Here is a 23,015-nt window from a genome sequence, read left to right as displayed (position 1 = left end):
TCGTACTCGTCGAATCGAGACTTCTGACGCTCGAATCGAGACTTCTGGACGGGTACGTCGCCACAAGAGCCGACTCGGCGCGCCACAAGAGCCGACTCGGCGCGCCACAAGCGCCGACTCGCGGGACGACACGAAAAGGCCGCCCCGGCCGCCGTGGAGGCGCGACCGGGACGGCCGTACGAGGCGAGTCGGCGCGGGCGGCGACTCGGCGACGGGTCAGGTGGTGGAGGAGGCGGTGCGCCCGGCGCGGCGGCCGAAGAAGGTGCCGTCGCCCAGCGAGGTGCCGGAGACGTAGCCGTGGCCGTGGATGCCGGAGGTCGCCCGGCCCGCGGCGTACAGGCCGGGCACCGGGTCACCCGCCACCGACAGCACCCGGCCGTCGACGTCGGTGTGCAGGCCGCCGAGGGTGAACCCGCGGAAGCCGGTGTTCTCCGTACCGACGGTGTCGCCGAACCCGAGCCGCGGGTCGACCGCGGCGAACGGCCCGGTGAGGGGCCGCAGCCAGCGAGCGTTCTTGTGGAAGTAGGGGTCCTCGCCCTTCGCCGCGTGCTCGTTGTAGGCCGCGACCGTGTCGCGCAGCGAGCCCGGCGGCATCGCGAGCTCCTCCTCGAGCTCCTCGAGGGTCTCCGCGGCGTGCGTGGGACGCACCCCCCACAGGTCCTGCGGCGGGATAGACTCCAGGCCCTCCTCGTCGAGGATCACCCAGCACGGGCCGGGCTGGTGCAGCGCAGCGTGGCTGAACACCCCAGGGTAGACGTCCTCGTTAACGAAGCGCCGGCCCAGGCCGTTGACCAGCATCCCGCGCACCGCCATCGCCGGCAGCGCCGTGTAGGCCACCTCGACCGCGCCCATCCGGCGGGTCGCGGCGCCGAGGGCGGCGGCCATCTCGATGCCGCTGCCGTCGTCGAGGCCGTCGCTGACCTTGTCGTGGCCGAGCAGGTCGGGGGCGTGGTTCTCGAGCATGCGCGCGTTGTCCACGAAGCCGCCGGTGGTGAGCACGACGCCGCGGCGCGCGAGGTAGGTGACGTCCTCACCGAAGCGGCGTGCGGTGACGCCCACGACCCGGCCCGCGTCGTCGACCACGAGGGAAACCGCGCGGGTGTCGGTGTGGGTCTCGACCCCGGCCTCGGCACAGGTGGCGGTGAGCCGCTCCATGAGCAGCCAGCCGCCGAAGCCCTCGGTCGAGGGCCGGTGCCCGCGCGGGACCGGGCGGGCGAGCTGGTCGAAGGGCCAGGCGTTCTCGCCCAGCCACATCAGCCCGTCACGCGTCGGCGGCATCCAGCTCGGGGCGTCGTACAGGCTCTCCTCGAAGTCGATGCCGAGGGAGCCGAACCAGTCGAAGTGCTCGAGGCTGCCCTCGCAGTACAGGCGCAGCTTCTCCTCGTCGGCGTGCGGGCCGAGCGCGGCGACGAGGTAGGCGAACATGTTCTCGGCGTCGTCGTCGAACCCGAGCGCCTTCTGCACCCGGGTGCCGCCGCCGAGGTAGAGCTCCCCGCCGGACTGGGCGGAGGAGCCGCCCGCGCCGCTGGCCCGCTCGAGCACCACCACCTCGGCACCGGTACGCCGCGCCTCCAGCGCCGCGGCGCCGCCCGCGCAGCCGAAACCGACGACCAGGACGTCGGTCTCGTGGTCCACGCGGGCGACGTCGGCGAGCCGGATCGGGACGACGCTCATGCGGGCGGCATGAAGGCCGCGAGCGGCTCGGCGCCGCCGCCGGCGTGGCCCCAGTAGCTGTCGGCGGTGATCTCCTCGGCCGTGTAGTAGGTCTCGTCGACCAGCATGCCCTCGCAGCCGTACTCGATGTCCCAGCCACCGGGAGCCCGCACGTAGAACGACACCATCTTGTCGTTGGTGTGGCGGCCCAGGGTCGAGGAGACGGAGAAGCCGTGCTTGTTGATCTTGTCCAGCGCGCGCCCGACGGCGTCGAGCTCGGTGACCTCGACCATCAGGTGCACCAGGCCGGGGGCCTCGCCGTGCGGGGCCGGGCAGACCGCGAGGCTGTGGTGGCGCTGGTTGACGCCCATGAACCGGATCCGGACCGGCGGGACGCCGGCGGGGGTCAGCCGGAACGCGCCGCGGGGCAGGAAGCCCAGGACCTCGGCGTAGAAGGCGATGGTCTCGTCGGGGTTGGTCGTCGGCAGTACGACGTGGCCCATGCCCTGGGCGCCGGTCACGAACGTGTTGCCGTGCGAGGTGATCACCGGGCTGTGGTCGAGCACGGGACCGAAGAAGACCTCGGTGGGGGTGCCGGCCGGGTCGTCGAAGCGGATGCCGGCCTCGAAGCGGCGCTCGTCGCACTCCTCGGGCGAGAGCACCTTGACCGCGGTGCCCGCGGCCTCGACGGCGCGGCCCACGGCGGCGAGCGCGAACTGGTCACGGACCTCCCAGCCCACCGCCAGCACCCGGTCGACGTCGCCGGGCACCACGATCAGGCGGGCGGCGCGCTCGTCCATGCGCAGGTGGAGCGCGTCCGGCTCGGGGCCGGTGGTCTCCTGGAAGCCCAGGCACTCCACGGTCAGCTCACGCCAGCGCGGGATGTCCTGGCTCTGCACCTTCAGGTAGCCGAGTCCTCGGATCTGGGTCATCTCTCCTCTTTCCTGACTGCACTTCTGTGGCCCGGGCCCCGGAGGGCCCGGGCACGGCGGCGGTTGCGGGAGCCGGTCCCGTCAGATCATCGACAGCATCGGGCCGGGCGGCGGCGTCACGTCGAGCGACGTCAGCGACGACACGTGGAAGACCGAGCCGGGCACGTGGATCGCGTGGGCCAGGCCCATGTGGCCGTCGCGCCAGAAGCGCTGGATCGGGTTGTCCATGCGCATGCCGTTACCGCCGGAGCGGGCCACGATCTCGTCCATCGCCCGGGCGGCGCGCCACGCGGCGGACACCTGGGTACGACGCGACTGGGCGCGCTCGGCGAGCGACACGGGCTCCCCGCGCTGGGCCTTGTCGTAGAAGGAGCGCACGTTGTCGAGCATCGTCACGCGCGAGGCGTGGATCTCCGCCGCGGCCTCGCCGATCGCGTAGAGCACGTGCGGGTCGTCCTTGATGCGCGTGCCGGTGATCTGCACCCGCTTCTTCTGGTAGGCCAGGTGGGCGGCCAGCGCGCCCTCGGCGATGCCGATGACCGCGGAGCTGATGCCCATCGGGAAGGCCGTCGTGAACGGGATGTGGTACGTCGGGCTGGTCAGGCCGGCCTCGCGGGGCTGGCTGCCGTCCATGAACTTCGCGAACTCCACGACCCGGTAGTCGGGCACGAACGCGTCCTTGACGAGGATGTCCTTGGAGCCGGTGCCGCGCAGGCCGACGACGTCCCAGGAGTCCTCCACGATCGTGTAGTCCGCGCGCGGCAGGATCACGTGGTAGACCTGCGGCGGGCTCACCGGGTTGCCCTCGGCGTCGCCGAGGAACGCACCCAGGAAGATCCAGTCGCAGTGGTCGGTGCCCGAGGAGAACTGCCAGTGGCCGTTGAAGACGTAGCCGCCGTCGACCGGGCGCAGCACGCCCATCGGCGCGTACGGCGAGGCGATCCAGGTGTCGTGGTCGGAGCCCCAGATCTCCTCCTGCACGCGGGCGTCGCACATCGCCATCTCCCACGGGTGGACACCGACGATGCCGGCGACCCAGCCGGTCGAGCCGTCCAGGCTCGCCAGGCGCATGACGGCCTCGGCGAAGTCGGCGGGGTGCGCCTCGGCGCCGCCGTACTTGGCCGGCTGCAGCATCTTGATGACGCCGGTCTCCCGCAGGATCTCGGCGGCTTGGTCGTCGAGGCGGCCCAGCTTCTCGTTGCTGGGACCCAGCGCGGCGATCTCCTCGGCGTGTGCCTCGATCTTGGCCAGCACTTCGTTGCTCATGAGCTCTTCACTTCCTCACCCGGACGCGGTGTCCGCTGTCACACCGTGGCACCGCTGAATTGGTCGTCTTCGGGCCGTTCCCGCTGATCGGGACCGCCTCGCGGACGGGGTCTCGACCCCGTCCTCAGCCGTCGTAGGACAGCCGGATCCGCGGGCTCCGCGGGCGCGCCTGGCAGCCCAGGACGAGGCCGTCGGCGAGGTCGGCGTCGTCGAGCACCTCGTTGCGGTCCATGCTCACCTCGCCGTCCAGGACGATGCAGGCGCAGGCGCTGCACGCGCCCTCCCGGCAGGAGTACGGCGCCTCCATCCCGGCCGCGAGCATCACGTCGACGAGGTTGTTGCTCTCGGGCCACGACAGCACCCGGGTCTCCCCGTTGAGCGTCACCTCCACCTCGCTGGCCGCGCCGGTCTCGTCGATCTCGGCGGGCGCCGCGAACGGGTCGCCGGTGAGCGAGGTGAACCGCTCCACGTGGACCCGGTGCCCGGGCACGCCGAGGCCGGCCAGGGTGCGCTCGGCCAGGTCCATGAACGGCGCGGGGCCGCACACGAACGCCTCGGGCGCCTCGCGGTCCCAGAACCCGCGCAGCAGGCCGCCGAGCGAGGCCTGCGAGGGCAGCCCCTGCACCGACTCCAGCCAGTGCACGACGCGCAACCGCTCGGGAAAGGCCGCCACCAGGTCGCGCAGCTGGTCGGCGAAGATCACCGAGTGCTCGTCGCGGTTGCCGTAGAGCAGGACCACCGAGCCGGTCCCGCTGTGCAGGACGGTCTTGAGGATCGACATCACCGGGGTGATGCCGCTGCCGCCGGCGATCAGCAGCAGGTCCTCGCTCAGCGTCGAGGGGGTGAAGATCCCCGAGGGGGCGAGCACCTCCAGCTCGGTCCCGACCCCGGCGTGGTCGCACAGCCAGTTGGAGGCGTAGCCGCCGGCGGTGCGCTTGACCGTCACCGCGGGGAACTCGTCGTGGCCGGGCGCGGTGCACAGCGAGTAGCAGCGCGCCGCCCCCTCGGGCCGCTCGCTCGGGATCCGCACGGTGAGGAACTGACCCGCGACGTAGTCGAGGCGCTCCCCGCCGAGGGTCTCGAGCACCAGGGTGTGGGCGTCGGAGGTCTCCTTGACCACCTCGCGCACGCGGACGATGGGCATCGCTATCTACCCTTCCCGCGCCGCGTGGCGCGCCTGGGAGTCGGCCGGGACGGACCCGGACACCGAGTCGGCACCGATGCCGGCGGCGTGCCGCGCGGCGATGTAGCCGAAGACGATCGAGGGCCCGATGGTCGCGCCGGGGCCGGCGTACTCGTTGCCCATGACGGAGGCCGAGGCGTTGCCGGTCGCGTAGAGCCCGTCGATGACCGAGCCGTCCTCGCGCAGCACGCGGGAGGCCGCGTCGCAGACCAGCCCGCCCTTGGTGCCGAGGTCGCCGACCTGGATCCGCACCGCGTAGAACGGCGCCTTGTCGATCAGGTCGAGGTTCGGGTTGGGCAGCGTCGGGTCGCCGTAGTAGCGGTCGTGGGCGCTCTCGCCGCGGTGGAAGTCCAGGTCGCGGCCGGCGCGGACGAAGCCGTTGAACCGGTCGAGGGTCTCCTGGAGGGCCTCGGCCGGCAGCCCGGTCGAGGCGGCCAGCTCGGCCACCGTGTCCGCGCGGTGCACGAGCCCGGAGTCGTAGAACGACTTCGGGAACGGCGCGCCGGGCAGGATCTGGGCGAACGGGTAGCGCGCCCGGGCCCGGGAGTCCATCACGAACCAGGCGACGTGCTGGCCGCCGGCGAGCTGGTCGTGGACGAAGTTGACGTACGGCGCCGCCTCGTTGGTGAAGCGTCGCCCGTTCTCGCCCACGATCACCTGGCCGGGGATCGCCCGCTCGGAGACCAGCGGGATCGTCGCGCCGGTCGGGTGCTCGACCGACGGCATCCACCAGGCGTCGTCCATGAAGTCCAGCGCGGCGCCGAGGACCTGGCCGGCGAGGATCCCGTCGCCGGTGTTCTCCGCCGCGCCCAGGGTGTGGTTGGCCTTGCCGCCCTCGGGCAGGTACGTCGAGCGCATCTGCTGGTTGTGGTCGAAGCCGCCGCTGGCCAGCAGCACGCCGCGGCGGGCGTGGATGCGCACCGGGGCGCCGTCGCGGGTCGCCACGACGCCGACCACCCGGTCGCCCTCGGTGACCAGCTCGGTCATCGGGGTCTGCAGCCACAGCGGGATGCCGGCGTCCTTGAGCGCCATCCGCATGCGGGCCACGAGCGCGCGGCCGCCGGTGGCCATGTGGCGCCGGCGGATCACGTTGGAGCTGACCCGCCAGGCGGCGGTGAGCGAGGCGCGGCGGCCCTGCCAGGTGCGCTTGACCATCGCCAGGTCGTGGTAGTCCTTGCTGGTGATCCACAGGCCCAGCGGGCCCTTCATGCTGTTCGGGCGCTGGAACGCCTCGTCCTCGCCGAGCTTGCGGGTGTCGAACGGCTTGGGCTCGATGGAGCGCCCGCGCGGTCGCCCGCCCTCCAGCTCGGGGTGGTAGTCGGCGTAGCCCTTGGTCCAGGCGAACTTCATCCACTTGGAGCGCTCGAGCAGCTCCATCGCGGCGGGGCCCTGGTCGACGTACGCCTCGAGGCGGGCGCGGGGCACCCGGCCCTCGGTGAGCGCGTCGAGGTAGGTCAGGACCGACTCGCGAGAGTCGTCGTGGCCGGCGCGGCGCAGGGTCGGGTTGTTGGGGACCCAGATGCCGCCGCCGGAGATGCCGGTGCTGCCACCGAACTTCTTGCCCTTCTCCAGGACGACGACGCTCAGGCCGGCGTCGACCGCGGCGAGCGCCGCGGCCATGCCGCCGCCACCGGAGCCGACGACGACCAGGTCGTAGGTGTGGTCCCAGCCGGCCGTGGTGCTCACGCCTGGTCCTCGGCGAGCAGGAACGCCTCGACGGTGCTCTCCCAGGCGGCCTTCTGCTCGATCATCGCCCAGTGCCCGCACTGGGAGAAGATGTGCACCTGGACGTCGCGGATCGTGCGCATCGGGATCAGCATCTGGTCCAGCGGGCTGACCCGGTCGTCGCGACCCCAGGTGATCAGCGTCTTGGCGCGGATCTTGTCAAACTCCGCCCAGCCGGGGGTGCCGTGCGCGGAGCTGTCGATGGAGGCGAACGTCGCCTCGATCGCGGCGCGGCTGTACATCCGGCGCGCGACCTCGAGGGTCTCCGGCTCGGTGGCCTGCTCCCAGCGCTGCTCGATGAGCTCCTCGGTGACCATCGACTGGTCGAAGACCATCGAGCGCAGCCAGGAGATCAGCTTGTCGCGGGTGGGGTCCTCGGTGAAGTCGACGAGCAGCTTGATGCCCTCGCCCGGCGCGGGGCTGAAGATGTTGCGCCCGATCCCGCCGACCGTCACCAGCCGGCGTACCCGGTCGGGCTGGGCGATGGCGAAGCGGGCGCCCACGCTGCCGCCCATGGAGTTGCCGATGATGTCGACCTGCTCGAGGCCGAGGCCGTCGAGGAACGCACCGACGGCCGGCAGGGCGGCCATCATCGGGTGCTGGTCGGTGGTGTCGCTGACCCCGAAGCCCGGGAACTCCAGCACCAGGCAGCGGAAGTGCTCGGCGAACCGCGGCAGGTTGTCGCCGAAGTTGCGCCAGCCCGTCACGCCGGGCCCGGAGCCGTGCAGCATCAGCAGCGGCGGCCCGTCACCCGCCTCGTGGTAGCGCAGGACGCCGGCGGGCGTGGACAGCTCACGGAGCGTGGATTCATAGGTCAGGTCACTCACCCCGCCACGGTAGGAACGGGCTCCGGACCCGTCCTGTGGCGATCCCGGTCACTGGGAGAGCCGCTCGCCCGGCGCCCTGCTCCGACGGTCCGCCGACCCCGGCCGGGGTCGGGCGCGGGCCGCGGCCACTGATCGGGACCCCCGGCGGTCGGCCCGGCGGGCGGGCGTACGTTGACGTCGATGAGCACGGAACAGCCCGCCCCGGGCGCGGACCAGCCGCCCCTCCCGGGCAGCAGGTCAGGAAGGAACGAGACCATGACGAGCACCCAGATCACCGGACCGTCGCCGATGGAGATGCGCCGCGCGATGGGCTCCTTCGCGACCGGCGTGACGGTCGTGACCGGGTACGACGGGGAGGAGCCGGTCGGCTTCGCCTGCCAGTCCTTCGCCTCGGTCTCCCTCGAGCCGCCGCTCGTGCTCTTCTGCGCCGACCACCGCGGCCGCGCCTGGCCCCGGATCCGCACCAGCGGCCGGTTCAGCGTCAACGTCCTCGGCGAGGACCAGACCGACCTGTGCAACCGATTCGGCTCCAGCCGCGGCGCGAAGTTCGAGGGCCTGGACTTCGACAGCTCCCTGATCGGCACCCCCAGCCTGCGCGGCGTGCTGATGCGCGTGCACGCCGAGGTCCACGAGGTCCACGTCGCCGGCGACCACGACGTCGTGATCGGCCGCGTCCTCGACCTCGAGACCCCCGCCACCGACCGGCCGATGCTGTTCTTCCGCGGCAAGTTCGGCGTCGAGGACCAGCACGAGTACACCGCCCCGGACCTGTGGGGCTGGGGCGACCACTGGGGCTGAGCCAGCCGGGGTCCTTGGCTGGGACTCGTGGGGGCCTGGGGTAGGTGCTTTTTGGCGCAATTGCTGGGAAAAGCACCGGTTCCGCGGCGTACGACGTACCAACCCCAGCAATTGCGCAGTTACGCGCAACCCACCAGCCTCAAGCGACCGGACCCCCACCACGACGCAGGCCCCCGCTCCGGGACGGAGCGGGGGCCTGCGTGCAACTGCGGATCAGATCCAGTCGCCGCTCTCGCTGGCGGCGACCAGGCGGCTCATCGTCTCGGTGGACCAGGCGCCCTCCGGGCGCGCGATCGTACGACGCGCGATGCGCGGGCGCTGGGTCTCCAGGCCGGGGAACAGCGCCACCGAGACGGCGCGGCCGGCCTTCAGCACCAGCGGGGCGAGCCGCTCGACGGGGGCGGTCTTGTCGCCGACCAGCGAGATCGCGCCCAGCGGGCCCTCGGGGCCGCGCACGGCCACGGCGACGCAGGCGATGTCGGGGAAGCTCTCCCCGCGCTCGAAGGCCAGGCCGTTGCGGCCGCGGATGCGGTGCAGCTCGTGGTGCAGCGTGGGCAGGTCGCCGATGGTGCGGCCGGTGAACCGGCTCAGGCCGGCCTCGAGGCGCAGGTCGACCTCCTCGGGGGTCAGCCAGGCGAGCATCGCCTTGCCGAGCGCGGTGGAGTGCGCGGGCGCCCGGCCACCGACCCGCGAGGGCACGGACGCGGCGAAGCGGCCGCCCATCTTGTCGAGGTAGTAGATCTCGGCGCCCTCGAGCACCGCGAGGTGGGCCACCATGCCGGTGCGCACCTGCAGCTCGTGCAGCACCGGGGCCGCCTCGGCGCGCAGGTCGCCGTGGGCCTTGTCCCCGCCGCCGAGCTCGAGCGCGCGCTGACCCAGCGCGTAGCCGAAGCTCGTGTGCGTCAGCCAGTTCAGGCGCACCAGCTGGTCGAGGATCCGGTGCGTGGTCGACCGCGGCAGGTGGGTCGCCCGGGCGACCTCCTCCAGGGTCAGTCGCACCGAGGGGCTGGTGAACGCCTCCAGGATGAGCGACATCCGCTCCACCATCGACGGCGGCAGCTGCCGCGGCTCGACGACCGGCTCCACACCTTGAGCGCTCATGACGTCCTCTCCAGACCCCAAAACTGAAATTCATTCTGCCCTGCGTGACGACGGTAACAAGAGCCCGGCCGAAAGGGAAGCGGACGCGCACCCGCTCACCGGGAGCGACACGGGCGAGCGCCGGCGGCCCGGTGCTTGGATGACGCCGATCCCGCCTCGAAGGAGACCCATGCAGATCGGCATCACCAGTCCCGTGCTCACCGCCAACCCGGGGGCCCACGCCGCCTGGGAGGCCAGCGCCGGCATCGAGGAGCTCACCCGGATCGCCCGGGTCGCCGACACCCTCGGCCTGCACCACCTGACCTGCAGCGAGCACGTCGCGGTCCCCGTCGACATCGCCGAGCAGCGCGGCGCGACGTACTGGGACCCGCTGGCGACCTTCGGCTACCTCGCCGCCCAGACCACCCAGCTGCGCCTGATGACCCAGGTGCTGGTCATCGGCTACCACCACCCGCTCGAGATCGCGAAGCGCTACGGCACGCTCGACCGGATCAGCAACGGCCGCCTGGTGCTCGGCATCGGCGTCGGCTCGCTGCAGGAGGAGTTCGAGCTCCTCGATGCGACGTTCGAGGGCCGCGGTGCGATCGCCGACGACGCGCTCGCCGCCCTGCGCGCCAGCCTCGGGCGCTCCCAGCCGGAGTACCACGGCCCGCACTTCGACTTCTCCGGCTTCGTCGTGGAGCCGCACGCCGTGCAGGAGCGGGTGCCGCTGATCATCGGCGGTCGCACCGCCCGCTCGCTGCGCCGCGCGATCGAGCTCGGCGACGGCTGGGTGCCGTTCGGGCTGCCCCTCGAGGCGCTCTCCGCGATGCTCGCGGCCCGTGAGCTCCCCGAGGGCTTCGAGGTCTACTTCTCCCCCGGCCGCATGCTCGACCCGCTCGGCGACGCCGAGGGCACCGCCCGCCGGCTGCGCGAGGTCCGGGCCGCCGGAGCGACCGTCGTGAGCACCACCGTCGACGCGACCTCCGCCGAGCACTACTGCGAGCAGCTCGAGGCGCTCGCGGCCATCGCCGCCCAGATCGACTGACCCCTCCCCGCCGCCCGGGCGCACCGGGTCGCCATCCCCACCCCGATCAGGAGCCACCATGACCGACGACCGGATCGCCGCCCTCGAGCAGCGCCTCCAGACCCTCGAGGACGAGCGGGAGATCATCCAGCTCCTCGCCGGCTACGGAGCCCTCGCCGACTCCGGCAGCGCCGAGGAGCTCGCCGCCATCTGGGAGCCCGACGGTGTCTACGACAACGACGAGATCTCGATGGTCGGCAACGCCCAGCTCGTCGCGATGGTGAACTCCACCAACCACCAGGGCTGGATCGGCAACGGCGCCGCGCACTTCAACGGCCCCGTCAAGGTCACCCTCGACGGCGACACCGCCGTCGCGGTCAACCACTCGCTGATGGTCATCCACACCGACGAGGGCTTCGTCGTACGCCGCGCCACCGCCAACCACTGGGAGCTGCGTCGCGGCGAGCAGGGCTGGCGGGTCGTGGTGCGGACCGGGCGCCTGCTCGACGGTCGCCCCGAGGCGCGCGCACTGCTCGCGGCCGGGGCCCGCGGCCAGCACCTCGAGCGCGCGTGAGCGGCCGCCTCGAGGGCCGCGTCGCGGTCGTCACCGGCGCCGGTGACGGGATCGGCGCGGGCGTCGCGCGGCTGTTCGCCGCCGAGGGTGCGCGCGTGCTCGTCGCGGAGATCGACGAGGACAACGGCCGGGCGGTGGCCGAGGAGATCGGCGGGCTGTTCGTGCGCGTCGACGTCACCGACCGCGACCAGGTCGAGGCGATGGTCGCTACCGCCGTCGAGACCTGGGGCAGCATCGACATCCTGGTCAACAACGCCTGGGGCGGGGCCAATCTCGGCCGGGTCGAGCACAAGACCGACGAGATGCTCCACCGCGGCTTCGCGATGGGCTACTACGGCCCGTTCTGGGCGATGCGCGCGGCGTTCCCGCACATGAAGCGCGCCGGCTGGGGCCGGGTGATCAACATGGTCAGCCTCAACGGCGTCAACGCCCACATCGGGTCGCTGGAGTACAACAGCGCCAAGGAGGCGCTGCGCACCCTCACCCGCACCGCGGCGCGGGAGTGGGCGCCCACGGGCGTGGTGGTCAACGCGATCGCCCCGGGCGCGAAGACCGCGGCGCTGCGGCGCCGGGTCGCGCAGAACCCCGACATCGCGGCGGCCGTCGACGCGGCGAACCCGATGGGCCGCCTCGGCGACCCGCTGACCGACATCGCCCCGGTGGCGCTGTTCCTGGCCAGCGAGGACTGCCGCTACGTCACCGGCAACACGATCTTCGCCGACGGCGGCGGTCACATCAACGGCGTGGCCTGGGCTCCCGAGCTCCCCGACCAGCCGGCGGGCTGAGCGAAGGTCCGGCAGACGACGAACGGGCCGGGCCCCCACCGCGGTGGGGGCCCGGCCCGTCGTCGTACCCCGCGGGGTCAGGCGAGCGGCGCGGGCAGGTGCGCGGCGCGCCCGTGCTCGAGGAACTCGCGCTCGATCTCCTTGCGGGTCACCTCGTCGAGCGCGACGTACTCCGCGGTGCGCCCGACGCGCACGAACACCGGGTCGGTGGTCTGCCAGGCGGCGTGGCGCAGCGGCGCCTTGTTGATCTTGCCGCTGCCGGTCAGCGGCATCGAGTCCACGATCCGCACGAACGAGGGCCACCACTTCGCGCCCATGTCCGGCTGCTCGGCCAGGTAGGCGCCGAACGCGACCGGGTCGAAGTCCGCCCCGGGCTCGAGCTCCACCGCCGTCATCACCCGGTCGCCGGTGCGCGGGTCGGGTACGGCGAACACCGGCGCGACCGCCACGCCCTCGGCACGCGCGAGGATCCGCTCGACCGGCGCGGCGGAGAAGTTCTCGCTGTCCACGCGCAGCCAGTCCGAGGAGCGGCCGGCGAAGTAGAAGAACCCGTCGGCGTCGCGGTAGCCCAGGTCGCCGGACCAGAAGTCCGCGCCCTTGACCCGGTCGGCCATCGCCTCGGGGTTCTTGTAGTAGCCCTCGAAGGTGTGCGCCAGGCCCACCGCCACGATCTGGCCGACGGCGGCGGGGTCGACCAGGCGCCCGGCCTCGTCGAAGCGGGCGCGCGGGCACTCCTCGCCGGTGGCCTCGTCGAGGATGCGCACGTCCAGGCCGCCGGCCGGCAGGCCGAGCGAGCCGGTCGGGGTGTCCGGGGTCCGGTTGATCCGGAAGACGCCCTCGCTCAGCCCGTAGCCCTCCATGACCTCGCAGCCGAAGCGCTCGGAGAAGCGGGCCACGTCGGCCTCCGAGGCCTCGGTGCCGAAAGCCAGCTGCAGGGTGCTGGTGCGGTCGCGCGGGTCCTCGGGGCGGCTCAGCGCGTAGGACAGCGCCCGGCCCACGTAGTTGACGTAGGTCGCGCCCACCCGGTGGATGTCGTCGGCGAAGGCGCTGGCGGAGAACTTGCGGGTCATCGCGACCGTCGCCCCCACGGCCATCGCGGGCGCGAGGTTCATCATCACGGCGTTGCCGTGGAACAGCGGCATGCACAGGTAGGTGACCGAGGAGCGCTCCATCCGCACCCGCCCGACGATCGCCTCGACCAGGCGGCCGAGCCGGCCCTGGCCGACGATGACGGCCTTCGGCGCGCCGGTGGAGCCGGAGCTGAACAGCAGCATCGCGATGTCCTCGGGCGCGGGCCGCGCGTCGGGCAGCGGCGCGCCGCGGTGCGGCGCCAGCCACTCGGCGTACGCCTCGGTGTCGACGTCGTGGACCCGCTCGGCCGGTACGCCGTGCGCGGGGTCCTCGACCAGGTGGCGCAGGCGCGACTCGGTGATGATCAGGTCGACGTCGGCGTGCCGCACGTCCTGGGCGATCTCCGGGCCGCTGCGGCTGGCGTTGATGCCGATCACGACCGCTCCGGCGAGCGCGCCGGCTCCGAGCCAGAAGACGAAGTCCGGGACGTTCTCCAGCAGCACACCGACGTGGATCTGGCGCCCCTCGGGGGCCGGCACCGACGCGGTCAGGGCCGCGGCGCGGGTCGCGGACTCCGCGACCACCTCGTCCCAGGTCCACTGACGGTCCTCGAAGCGCAGGCCGACGGCGTCGTCACCGACGCGGCTGCGCACGATCTCTGCGAATGTCTGCATATCTCATTCCTCCGGGGGTCGGACGCGCCGATGCAAGCAGCCTCGGCGGGGGTGGGTCAGGGGGCTCCCGCTCATCGGAAGCGGCGCGGTCGGCCCAGCAGCAGCGAGAGGACCGCCGCGACGAGGGACAGTCCGACCCCGCACAGCCCGCCGGCGACGAAACCGGCGTGGCTGGTCTGCATGCCGTCCGCGGCGAGCAGGTCGAGGATCGCGAGCGCGAGCGCGCTGCCGATCGCCATGCCGAGGAACCGGAGCACGAGGTTGAGGCTGAGGGCGCTGCTGGTCTCGGCAGCCGGGACGTGGCGCATCATCAGCCAGGGCATCGAGTTGAAGGTCATGCCGCTGCCGATGCCGCCGATCAGCAGCACCAGCGTCACCTGCCACAGCTCCTGGTGCCAGATCGCCAGCACCAGGTTGGCCAGGCCGAAGCACAGGCAGCCCAGCGGCAGCAGCAGGTCGGCGCTGATCACGTTGCCCAGACGCAGCGCGAGCCGGGAGCCGATCACGCTCGCGGCGGCGTACGGCGTCAGCATCAGACCGGCCACCGCTACCGAGCGGCCCAGGCCGTAGCCGTGGTCCTCGGAGGTCTGCACGAGGACCATGACCAGCGAGAGCATCACGTACATCCCGCAGCCGGCGAGCAGCCCGGCGGCGTTGGCGGCCGACACCCCCCGTCGTACGGCGATCCGCACGTCGACCAGCGGGTCGCGCACGCGCAGCAGCCACCACACGCAGACCGCGTAGAGCAGCAGCCCGGCGCCGATCGCCGCGCCGGTGGCCGGGGAGGCGTAGCCCCAGTCGGCGGCCTGGCTGACGCCGAGGAGCAGGGTGGCGGTCGCGACGCTGAGCAGCACCGCGCCGAACCAGTCGACGCCGGGCGGGACGGGCTCGGTGCTGCGGGGCACGACGAGCAGGGCCACGACGAAGGCGAGCGCGCACATCGCGAAGGCGAACCAGAAGGCGCCGCGGATGCCGGCGAAGGTCGCCACCAGCGCGGTGACCGGGAAGCCGAGGCCGGCGGCGGTCACGTTGGCGACCGACACCGCGGCCACGGAGCGGCGCATGCGGTGCTCGGGCAGCTCGGTGCGGACCACCGAGATCACCAGCGGCACGATGCCGAAGGCGAGGCCGGTGAGGATGCGGCCGACGATCAGTGTGGCGAAGCCGAGCGGCAGCGCGCCCAGGACGGCACCCAGGGCGGCGAGGCCGACGCAGGTGAGCAGGACCGGACGGCGCCGGCGACCGGCGCCGAGTCGGCCGATGACGGGCGTGGCCACCGCGCCGGTGATCAGGCTGACGGTGAGGGTCCACTGCGCGGCGACGAGGGAGACGCCCTCGGAGCGGGCGATGCCCGGCACGAGCGGTGAGCCGAGGCTGCCGACGATCCCGGTCACGGTCGTGACGAGCAGCAGGCCCGGCAGCAGCCAGCGCAGACGGCGCGCGCTGAGGGTGCCGCCCGGGCGGGCGTCGGTCTCGGTCGCGGGGTCGGCCGCTGCTCGCCGCACGGTGTGGCCTTCGCTCTCGTGGCGCCGCAGCACCGGGGTGGTCCGACGGGCGGGGCGGACCGGCCACTACGGCCGGTCCGCCCCGGGTGTCACGTCGCGGGAGTCGCGGTGGGTCAGCCGACCCAGGCGTCGGCGAGGTGGATCATCGACGCTGCCGCGCCGACGACGCCGTGGACGTCCTCGTCCCACGCGGTGTACTCCGCGAACGGGGCCCAGTTGAGGTAGGGCACGTCGGTGTTGACCTGCTCTTGGATGCGGTCCATCGCCGCGACCCGCTCCTCGGGCGTCGCCGCCGCCTGGAGCTCCTCGAGCAGCGCGTCCATCTCGGCGCTCGTGTACATCTCATAGACCTGCGTGCCGTCGCTGTGCATGGTCGCGAACATCTTCGAGAACGGGTCGGCCTCGCGGTAGTTCAGGCCCCACGCGGCGACGTCGTAGTCGCGCTCGACGACGATCGTGGAGATCTGCTCGGCGATGGTGCGCATCGGCCGGGTGGCGACCTCGAAGCCGACGGCCTCCAGCGAGGCCTTGACCGCCTGGGTCGTCGCGCGCGAGGCGGGGTCGGCGGCGTCGATGTACTCGATGGTGCCGTCCCAGCCGTCGGCCTTGACCTCCTCGACGAGCTCGCGGGCGCGCTCCTGGTCGGGCTCGAGCCCGACGCTCTCGCCGTGCCAGGCCGAGTAGTCGCCGAACAGCGTCGAGGACGCCAGACCGGACCCGCCGTACCCACGCTCGGCGATCAGCTCGGGGTCGATGGCCAGCGCCATCGCCTGGCGCAGCCGGACGTCGGCGCCCGGGCGGCCCTCCGAGGCGTTGATCACCGCGGTGTTGGAGGCGGCGACCATGTTGACGTAGCCCGGCCACTCCTCGTCGAGGACCTCATCGACGATGTCGGGGTCACGGACGAAGACCGCGTCGACGCCGTCGGAGCGCAGCGACTCCAGGCCGGCGCGCTGGTCGTTGAGGTAGACGAAGCGGACCTGCTCGAGGTGGGGCGCGCCGCCCCAGTAGTCCTCGCGGGCCGCGAGCACCAGCTCCTCGCCCTGTGCCCAGCGATCCAGGGTGAAGGCGCCGGCGCCGACCGGGGTGAAGTCGCCGTCCTTGGCCACGGCGCTCTTGGCGACCACCATGCCGGGCCCGGTGCTGAGGATGCTGGGGAAGCCGGGCCACGGCTTGTTCAGCTCATAGACCACCGTTCGCTCGTCCTCGACGACCACGTCGCTGACGTTGCCGTTCCACAGCGCCGCCTCGGGGGCGGGCAGCGAGGCGTAGCGCTCCTGGCTCCACTTGACCGCCGCCGCGTCGAGCGGGGTCCCGTCGGAGAACGTCACGTCCTCACGCAGGGTCAGGGTCCAGGTGTCGTGGTCCTTGTCCGGCTCGATCGACTCGGCCAGGCGGGGCTCGAACTCCTGGGCGTCGGCGTCGAAGTTCACCAGGGTGTCGTAGAGGTTGATCATCTCCGCGCCCCCGGTGGTGACCGCCGCGATCGTGACCGCGGGGTCGAGCGACGCCGGCTCGGCGTACGCGCCGTAGGTGAAGGTGCCACCGGCGACGGGCTCACCTCCGTCGGAGACGCCGCGCATGCCCTCGCTGAGGGCGGCGCCCTCGCGGGGCTTCGCGTCCTCCTCGCTGGAGGACGCGCAGCCGGCGGCGAGCACCGCCACGGCCAGGGCCGCGCCGGCGCGATGGATCAGGGGGTGTCGTGCCACGTGTGGTCTCCTCGGGGACGTCGGACGTCGCCAGTTATCTAGCAAGCGCTTGGTCGTGTGACCACCGTCCCAGCCTCCCGCCGATCCCGCCACCGAGAGTCCCACTCCCCCGCCCCTCCGCCATTGGCGCCGACTCGGCGCTGGGGTCAGCGGACGGTGAGCTGGCCGCCGTCGACGTTCCAGGACTGGCCGGTGATCCAGGAGGCCTGGTCGCTGGCCAGGAACACCGCGGTGGCGGCGACCTCCTGCGGGGTGCCGGCGCGACCGAGCGGCAGGTTGGCCGCGACGTAGGCCTGCCAGGCCTCGGGGCTCTGGTCGTCGAGCCGGCTGGTCTCGGTGACCCCCGGGCAGATCGCGTTGACCCGGATCCGGTGGCGGCCGAGCTCCTTGGCCGAGGAGGAGGTCAGCGACTGCACGCCGGCCTTCGAGGCGCTGTACGCCGCGGTGCCCGGGCCGCTGAGCTTGCCGCCGATCGAGGAGATGTTGATGATGCTGCCGCCCTCGCCCTGCTCGACGAGCCGGCGCCCGAAGGCCCGGGTCATGAGGAAGGTGCCGCGCAGGTTCACCGAGACCACCCGGTCCCAGGCCTCGACCGGGACCTCGAGCACGGGCAGCCGGTCGCCGCCACGGGAGGCGGCGGCGTTGTTGACGACCACGTCGACCCGGCCGAGCTCCGCGACCACCCGCTCGAGCAGCGCGTCGACCGAGGCCTCGTCGGAGACGTCGCAGACCACCGGGAGCGCCCGCCGCCCCAGGGCACGGACCTCCTCGGCCACCGAGTCGATGTCGCGCCAGTCGGCGGCCACCTCGTCGGCCGGCCGGTGCTCCAGGCCGCGGCCGGTCCCGGTGACGACCACGTCGCACCCGGCCCGGGCCAGCTCGACGGCGATCGCGCGACCGATCGAGCGCATCCGCCCGGCCCCGGTGACGACCGCGACCCGGTCCGCCAGCCCGCTCAGCTCATAGCTCATGACGTCTCCCCTGCGATCTCGATGAACAGGCCGGTGGCCTCCACGGTGCGCTGACCCTCGTGCTCGACCCAGCCCTCCGCGTGGATGCGGCGCCCGGCGCGCTCGAGGATCCGGGCGTGCAGCTCCAGCGGCACGTCCAGCGGCGTACGACGCAGGTAGCGCAGGTCCAGCGTCGCGGTGACCGCGAGCAGCCCCTGCGCCTGCACGAGCGTGCCCAGCATGCAGTCGAGCAGGTGCGCGAGGTAGCCGCCGTGCACCGAGTCCCGCGGCCCCTCGTAGAGGGCGTCGCCGACGGTGCGCGCGTGCGCGGTGCCCTCGCCGAAGCTGATCGCCAGCGGCAGCGCCTGCGGGCTGAACCGGAAGATCGCCCACGGCTGGTCCGGCCCGGCCGTGCGGGCCCGCGCGGGCCCGTCCAGCGGCGCCCGCAGCACCCGGTCGCGCGTGCGGGTGCCGAGCCGGGCGGTGAGCCGCTCGATCTCGCCGCGGGCCGCGCGCAGGTCCTCGACGCCGAGGTCGGTCGTGGCGACCGCCAGCATCAACGCCCTGGTCGCCTCGACCAGCGCCACGGTCTCCTGCTCGACCTCGGTGGTCTCGTACACCGTCGTCATGCCGGGGCGCCGATCGCCGGGGCGTCCTCGAGGCGGTCGCCGAGCTCGGCGGCCACCGCCGCCGCGCTCCCCAGGGAGAACGCGACCTGGCGGCCCCACAGGAAGTAGCGGTGGATCGGGTAGTCGACGTCCGCGCCGATGCCGCCGTGCAGGTGCTGGGTCGCGTGCACGACGCGCAGCCCGCCCTGCGAGGCCCACCACTTCGCCACCAGGGACGCCGACCCGGCGGCCTCCTCCTGGCCCTCGTCGAGCAGCCAGGCGGCCCGGTAGGTGGTCACCCGGATCGCCTCGGTGTCGATGTGGGCGTCCGCGGCGCGCAGCGCGACCGCCTGGTTGGTCGACAGCGGCCGCCCGAACTGCACGCGCTCGCTCGTGTACGCCGCGGTGAGGCGCACGGCCTCGGCGCAGACCCCGAGCTGGATCGCGGCCAGGGCGACCCGGAGCCGGTTGTGGACCCACTCGACCTGCTGGGCGCCGTCGCCGGGAAGGACGTCGTCGGAGGTCAGCACGACGTCCTCGAAGCGGACGGCAGCGGCGTTCTCGCGGCTGGTCGGGGCCACCGGGGTCACGACGACGCCCGGACGGTCGGTCGGGACCACGGCGAGGACCAGGTCGCCGTCCTCCAGCTCGACCGGCACCACGACTGCGGCGGCCAGGCCGGCCGCCGGCACCTGGGCGATCTCGCCGTCGACGGTGATCGCGCGGTCCGAGCGGCGCCCGGTGAGCGAGGCGCGGCGGCCGGGCGGCGCGTCGAAGCCGCCGCTGAGGATGCCGGTGCCGTCCAGCAGCCCCGGGAGCCAGCGCTCGGCCTGCGCCGGGGAGGCGAACTGCGCGATCGGCAGCGCGGCGCCCGCGACCACCGACCACAGCGGCACCGGCGCGACGCGGCGGCCCTGCTGCTCCAGCAGCGCGACCAGGCCCAGGATGCCGAGGCCGGCCCCGCCCGCGGACTCCGGGAGGGCGATGCCGAGCATCCCGGAGTCGGCGAGGGTCGACCAGAGCCGGCGGTCGAAGGAGTCCTCCGCCTTCTCCACCTGCACGACCCGCTCGGTGCTCGCCAGGTCGGCGAAGATCGTGGCGGCGAGGTCACGCACCTCGACGTGGTCGCCGGTCAGCTCGAACTCCATGTCAGCTCCTCGCGTTCTGGGTCGCCACCGGCGGGGCGGCACGCCGCGCACCGATCGTCATGCCGAGGGTCTTGGCCGCGACGATCTCCCGCATGACCTCGTTGGTGCCACCGCCGAAGGTGTTGTTCTGCGCGCGGCGACCGAGGTTCTCCACCCGGCCCTGGATCCCCGCTCCGGGGGTCCCCGGCCGCAGCAGGCCGGTCGCGCCGAGCACCTGCTGCAGCTGGCCGTAGGCGGTCACGACCGCCTCGGTGCCGAAGACCTTCGCCGCGGCGGACTCCCCGCCGCCCAGGGTGTTGGCCGCGACGTCGGCGACCAGGCGCAGGCTGACCAGGTCGGCCGCACTGAGCAGGGCGTAGACCTCCGCGAGGGTGCTGCGCACCCAGGGGATGTCGTAGACGCGCCGGTCGCCGACCCGCTCGTCCAGCGCCCAGCGCAGCACCTCGTCGTACAGCTCGTTGGCGATGCCGCCGCGGGCCGCCAGGGCGACCCGCTCGTGGTTGAGCTGGTTGGTGATCAGGCCCCAGCCCTCGTTGAGCCCGCCGACCAGGTTGGTGAGCGGGACCCGGACGTCCTCGTAGTACGTCGCGGCGGTGCTGATCCCGCCGACCGTGTGGATCTCGGTGGCGGAGAACCCCGGGTCGGTGGTCGGCACGAGCACGACCGAGATGCCGCGGTGCCGCACGGCGTCGGGGTCGGTGCGCACGGCCAGCCAGACCCAGTCGGCGAAGACGCCGGCGCTGGTGAAGATCTTGTTGCCGTTGATCACCAGCTCCTCTCCCTCCACGCGGCCGCGGGTCTGCAGCGAGGCCAGGTCGGTGCCGGCGCCGGGCTCGGTGTAGCCGATGGCGAACATCAGCTCGCCGCTGAGGATCCGGGGCAGGAAGTAGTCCTTCTGCTGCTGGGTGCCGGCCTTCATCAGCGCGGGAGCGACGGTGTTGAGCGTGACCAGCGACAGCGGCGCGTTGGCGCGGATGACCTCGTCGTAGAAGACGTAGAGCGCCTCGGGATCCTCCCCGCGGCCGCCGTACTCCTCCGGCCAGCCGAGGCCGAGCCAGCCGTCGGCGCCCATCTGGCGGTAGAGCCGCTCGAAGGTCGGGCCGCCCTCGGTCTGGTCGACGAGGTCGCGGCGGTCCTCCTCGGTGATCAGCTCGGCGAAGTAGGCTCGCAGCTCGGCGCGGAGCTGCTTGGCCTTCTCGGAGAGATCAGGATGCATCGGGCGCCACCTCTCGTGTGGTCGGGACGGGATGTTGGGGCGCGCCCGTCACCGCGGCAGTCGCAGCACGCGGCGGGCGATGACGTTGAGCTGGATCTCGATCGTGCCGCCGCCGAAGAGCACCGACGGCAGCCCGAGGTGGTCGATCACCGGGTCCGTGCTGCCGTGGTCGGTGGGCGGTACGGCGACGAGGCCGCGCGGGCCGAGCACCGCGAGCAGGTCGCGGGAGTTGTCGCGCTGGGCGATCGCGTTGAAGACCTTCTGCACGCTGATCTCGGCGCCCAGGTCGAGCTGGGAGAGCCGGGCCAGGACGCTGCGCAGGTTGAGCGCCGAGAGCGACATCTCGCGGGAGACGCAGCGACCCAGCACCCGGACCACCTCGGCGCGCGGGACCGGGTGCCCGGGGTCGGCCAGGACCTCGCGGACCCGGTCGCTGGAGCCGTGGCTCAGGTGCGCGCCCATGCTCAGCCGCTCGTTGGCCAGGGTGGTCACCGCGAGGCGCCACCCCTCGCCGGGGGCCGCAACCAGGCACTCGTCGGGCACGAAGACGTCGTCGAGGAACACCTCGTTGAACTCCGACATGCCGGTCGCCTGGCGCAGCGGGCGTACGTCGACCCCCGTGGAGCGCATGTCGAGGAGGAAGTAGGAGATGCCCTCGTGCTTGGGCACCTCGGCGTCGGTGCGGGCCAGGCAGACGCCCCAGTCCGCCTCGTGGGCCATCGAGTTCCACACCTTCTGCCCCGTGAGCACCCAGCCGCCCTCGACCTTGCGGGCGCGGGTGGCGAGCCCCGCGAGGTCCGAGCCGGCACCGGGCTCGCTGAAGAGCTGGCACCAGAAGATCTCGCCCCGCAGCGTCGGCGCCACGAAGCGCTGCTGCTGCTCGGTGGTGCCGTGCACCAGGAGGGTCGGGAGCACCCACTCGCCGATGACGGTGGACGGCGGGACCTGGCCGGCGCGGGCGAACTCGTGGGCGATCACCGCCTGCTCCTGCGCTCCGGCGCCACGCCCCCACGGGCGGGGGTAGTGCGGGGCGACCAGGCCGGCCTCGGCGAGGCGCTCCTGCCGGGCGCCGCCGCGAGCCGGTGCCCAGCCGAGCGCGGGTCGCCCGTCCTCGGGCAGCCCGGCGACCTCGGCCAGGACGCCGGCGACCTCGGCACGCAGGTCGGGCAGCGCGTCGGGGTCGACGAAGGAGAAGTCGCGTGCGGTGCTCAGCGCGGCCTCGCCGAGCATGGACTCCCACCGGGCCTGCGCGCCGGCCGCCGAGGCGAGGCTGACGGCGCGGCGCCAGTACAGGTGCGCGTCGTGCTCCCAGGTGAAGCCGATGCCGCCCAGCAGCGAGATGCACTCGACGGCCGTGTCCACCACGGCCGGCAGGGCGCTCGCGCCCGCCTGCGCCGCGGCGAGGCGCTGCTGGTCGGCGTCGTGGTGCTCGGCGCGGGCGGCGTCCCAGGCGGCGGCGCAGATGATCTCGGCGCGGACCAGCATCATCGCGGCCTTGTGCTGCACGGCCTGGAAGCTGCCGATCGGGCGGTCGAACTGCTTGCGGCTGCGGACGTGGTCGACGACGGTGTCCAGGCACCAGCGCGCGACGCCGCTGGCCTCGGCGGCGAGCAGGGTGGTCACGACCAGGTCGACCCGGGCGGGGTCGATCCCGGCGATCGCGTCGCCGGCGGGGACCCGGTGGGCGCGCAGCTCCAGGCGCCCGACCGAGCGGGTGAGGTCGGTGGGCTGGTCGCGGTGGACGAGGGCCGTCGTACCCGCCCGGACGGCGAACCACCGCTCACCGTCCTCGGCCGCGCCGCGCACGAGCAGCAGGTCGGCTCCCGGTACGCCGAGGGCCGGCTCGCTGACCCCCTCCAGCACCCAGCCACCGGTCTGCTCGGCGCGGGCCCTCAGGCCGGTCCCGCTCACCAGGGCCGCGGTCGCGCCCGCGGCGAGCTCCTCGAGCAGGCGCGGGACCGTGCCCGTGGCGGTGGCGGCGCTCAGCACCGCGCTGGTCGTCACGGTGGCCAGCCAGGGACCGGGGTGCAGCTCGGTGCCCAGCTGCTCGGCGACCACGGCCAGCTCCTCGAGTCCGGCGCCGGCGCCGCCGTGCTCCTCGGGCAGGTGCAGCGCGTGCAGGCCCTGCTCGAGCAGGCCGGGCCAGGAGGCGGGCCGGGCGCCGGCGGCGAGGTCCTCGAGCCGGGCACGGGTCGATTCCACCGAGGCGGCGCGGCGGCTCCACGCGGCCACGGAGACCGCGAGATCGCGGTGCTCACGTGAGAGGGCGAGAGGCATGGCGCGC

The 23,015-nt window shown here is 73.3% G+C and carries 19 protein-coding genes; 4 read left to right on the top strand and 15 right to left on the bottom strand.

Annotated elements, in window-relative coordinates; genetic code table 11:
- Window positions 1–216 precede the first annotated feature (216 nt).
- The 6 genes from GFH29_RS01995 to GFH29_RS01970 form a co-directional block, all read right to left on the bottom strand.
- Complete coding sequence (locus GFH29_RS01995; RefSeq protein ID WP_153321810.1) at window positions 217–1,674, bottom strand: FAD-dependent oxidoreductase; 1,458 nt, start codon at window positions 1,672–1,674, stop codon at window positions 217–219.
- On the bottom strand, window positions 1,671–2,585 hold the full coding sequence (locus GFH29_RS01990) for a VOC family protein (RefSeq protein WP_153321809.1): 915 nt from the start codon (window positions 2,583–2,585) through the stop codon (window positions 1,671–1,673). Before GFH29_RS01990 ends, GFH29_RS01995 begins: the two co-directional genes overlap by 4 nt.
- A gap of 81 nt (window positions 2,586–2,666) precedes the next feature.
- A complete protein-coding gene (locus GFH29_RS01985) occupies window positions 2,667–3,851 on the bottom strand; it encodes an acyl-CoA dehydrogenase family protein (RefSeq protein WP_153321808.1) in 1,185 nt (394 codons plus the stop codon).
- A 124-nt stretch (window positions 3,852–3,975) separates the two neighbouring features.
- Entirely contained in the window at window positions 3,976–4,995 is a 1,020-nt protein-coding gene (locus GFH29_RS01980) for a ferredoxin--NADP reductase (RefSeq protein WP_153321807.1), read from the bottom strand.
- 6 nt (window positions 4,996–5,001) lie between these two features.
- Entirely contained in the window at window positions 5,002–6,720 is a 1,719-nt protein-coding gene (locus tag GFH29_RS01975) for an FAD-binding protein (RefSeq protein ID WP_153321806.1), read from the bottom strand.
- The gene (locus GFH29_RS01970) at window positions 6,717–7,586 is read right to left on the bottom strand and encodes an alpha/beta fold hydrolase (RefSeq protein ID WP_153321805.1); all 870 of its coding nucleotides are present in this window, start codon (window positions 7,584–7,586) and stop codon (window positions 6,717–6,719) included. Before GFH29_RS01970 ends, GFH29_RS01975 begins: the two co-directional genes overlap by 4 nt.
- Window positions 7,587–7,841: 255 nt before the next feature.
- Here GFH29_RS01970 and GFH29_RS01965 point away from each other — a divergent pair, with 255 nt between their 5' ends.
- Window positions 7,842–8,384, top strand: a complete 543-nt coding sequence (locus GFH29_RS01965; RefSeq protein WP_228387706.1) for a flavin reductase family protein — start codon at window positions 7,842–7,844, stop codon at window positions 8,382–8,384.
- Between the two features lie 213 nt (window positions 8,385–8,597).
- Here the strand turns inward: GFH29_RS01965 and GFH29_RS01960 are convergent, their stop codons facing one another.
- Window positions 8,598–9,485: an IclR family transcriptional regulator gene (locus GFH29_RS01960; protein ID WP_228387705.1), complete on the bottom strand. Its 888-nt coding sequence runs from the start codon at window positions 9,483–9,485 to the stop codon at window positions 8,598–8,600.
- Window positions 9,486–9,654: 169 nt separating this feature from the next.
- On the opposite strand from GFH29_RS01960, the gene GFH29_RS01955 reads away from it, so the two are divergent.
- From GFH29_RS01955 to GFH29_RS01945, 3 genes are read left to right on the top strand one after another with little or no spacing between them, the layout of a single operon-like run.
- Window positions 9,655–10,512, top strand: coding sequence for a TIGR03619 family F420-dependent LLM class oxidoreductase (locus GFH29_RS01955; protein ID WP_153321804.1), 858 nt, complete (start codon window positions 9,655–9,657; stop codon window positions 10,510–10,512).
- A 58-nt stretch (window positions 10,513–10,570) separates the two neighbouring features.
- A complete protein-coding gene (locus GFH29_RS01950; RefSeq protein WP_153321803.1) occupies window positions 10,571–11,065 on the top strand; it encodes a nuclear transport factor 2 family protein in 495 nt (164 codons plus the stop codon).
- Window positions 11,062–11,850: an SDR family NAD(P)-dependent oxidoreductase gene (locus tag GFH29_RS01945; protein ID WP_153321802.1), complete on the top strand. Its 789-nt coding sequence runs from the start codon at window positions 11,062–11,064 to the stop codon at window positions 11,848–11,850. The genes GFH29_RS01950 and GFH29_RS01945 overlap by 4 nt, the downstream gene beginning before the upstream one ends.
- 77 nt (window positions 11,851–11,927) lie before the next feature.
- Here GFH29_RS01945 and GFH29_RS01940 read toward each other — a convergent pair whose 3' ends face one another.
- From GFH29_RS01940 to GFH29_RS01905, 8 genes are all read right to left on the bottom strand, one after another.
- Window positions 11,928–13,595 carry an AMP-binding protein gene (locus GFH29_RS01940; RefSeq protein WP_153321801.1) on the bottom strand — a complete coding sequence of 556 codons (1,668 nt, stop codon included), beginning with the start codon at window positions 13,593–13,595 and terminating at the stop codon, window positions 11,928–11,930.
- Between the two features lie 71 nt (window positions 13,596–13,666).
- On the bottom strand, window positions 13,667–15,100 hold the full coding sequence (locus GFH29_RS01935) for an MFS transporter (RefSeq protein ID WP_194288897.1): 1,434 nt from the start codon (window positions 15,098–15,100) through the stop codon (window positions 13,667–13,669).
- A 113-nt stretch (window positions 15,101–15,213) separates the two neighbouring features.
- Window positions 15,214–16,809 carry an ABC transporter substrate-binding protein gene (locus GFH29_RS01930; RefSeq protein ID WP_228387704.1) on the bottom strand — a complete coding sequence of 532 codons (1,596 nt, stop codon included), beginning with the start codon at window positions 16,807–16,809 and terminating at the stop codon, window positions 15,214–15,216.
- Between the two features lie 146 nt (window positions 16,810–16,955).
- Window positions 16,956–17,780 (bottom strand): SDR family NAD(P)-dependent oxidoreductase, encoded by an 825-nt coding sequence (locus GFH29_RS01925; protein ID WP_153321799.1) that lies wholly within the window; start codon window positions 17,778–17,780, stop codon window positions 16,956–16,958.
- Window positions 17,777–18,388: a PaaI family thioesterase gene (locus GFH29_RS01920; protein ID WP_153321798.1), complete on the bottom strand. Its 612-nt coding sequence runs from the start codon at window positions 18,386–18,388 to the stop codon at window positions 17,777–17,779. Before GFH29_RS01920 ends, GFH29_RS01925 begins: the two co-directional genes overlap by 4 nt.
- Entirely contained in the window at window positions 18,385–19,515 is a 1,131-nt protein-coding gene (locus tag GFH29_RS01915) for an acyl-CoA dehydrogenase family protein (protein ID WP_153321797.1), read from the bottom strand. The genes GFH29_RS01920 and GFH29_RS01915 overlap by 4 nt, the downstream gene beginning before the upstream one ends.
- A 1-nt stretch (window position 19,516) precedes the next feature.
- Complete coding sequence (locus GFH29_RS01910; protein WP_153321796.1) at window positions 19,517–20,731, bottom strand: acyl-CoA dehydrogenase family protein; 1,215 nt, start codon at window positions 20,729–20,731, stop codon at window positions 19,517–19,519.
- Between the two features lie 48 nt (window positions 20,732–20,779).
- Window positions 20,780–23,008 (bottom strand): acyl-CoA dehydrogenase, encoded by a 2,229-nt coding sequence (locus tag GFH29_RS01905; protein WP_153321795.1) that lies wholly within the window; start codon window positions 23,006–23,008, stop codon window positions 20,780–20,782.
- Between the last annotated feature and the right edge of the window lie 7 nt (window positions 23,009–23,015).

The organism is Nocardioides sp. dk884 (assembly GCF_009557055.1).
Lineage (GTDB): Bacteria > Actinomycetota > Actinomycetes > Propionibacteriales > Nocardioidaceae > Nocardioides.
The sequence above is the reverse complement of the archived record's forward strand: the minus strand, read 5'-3'. Positions and strand labels throughout refer to the sequence as shown.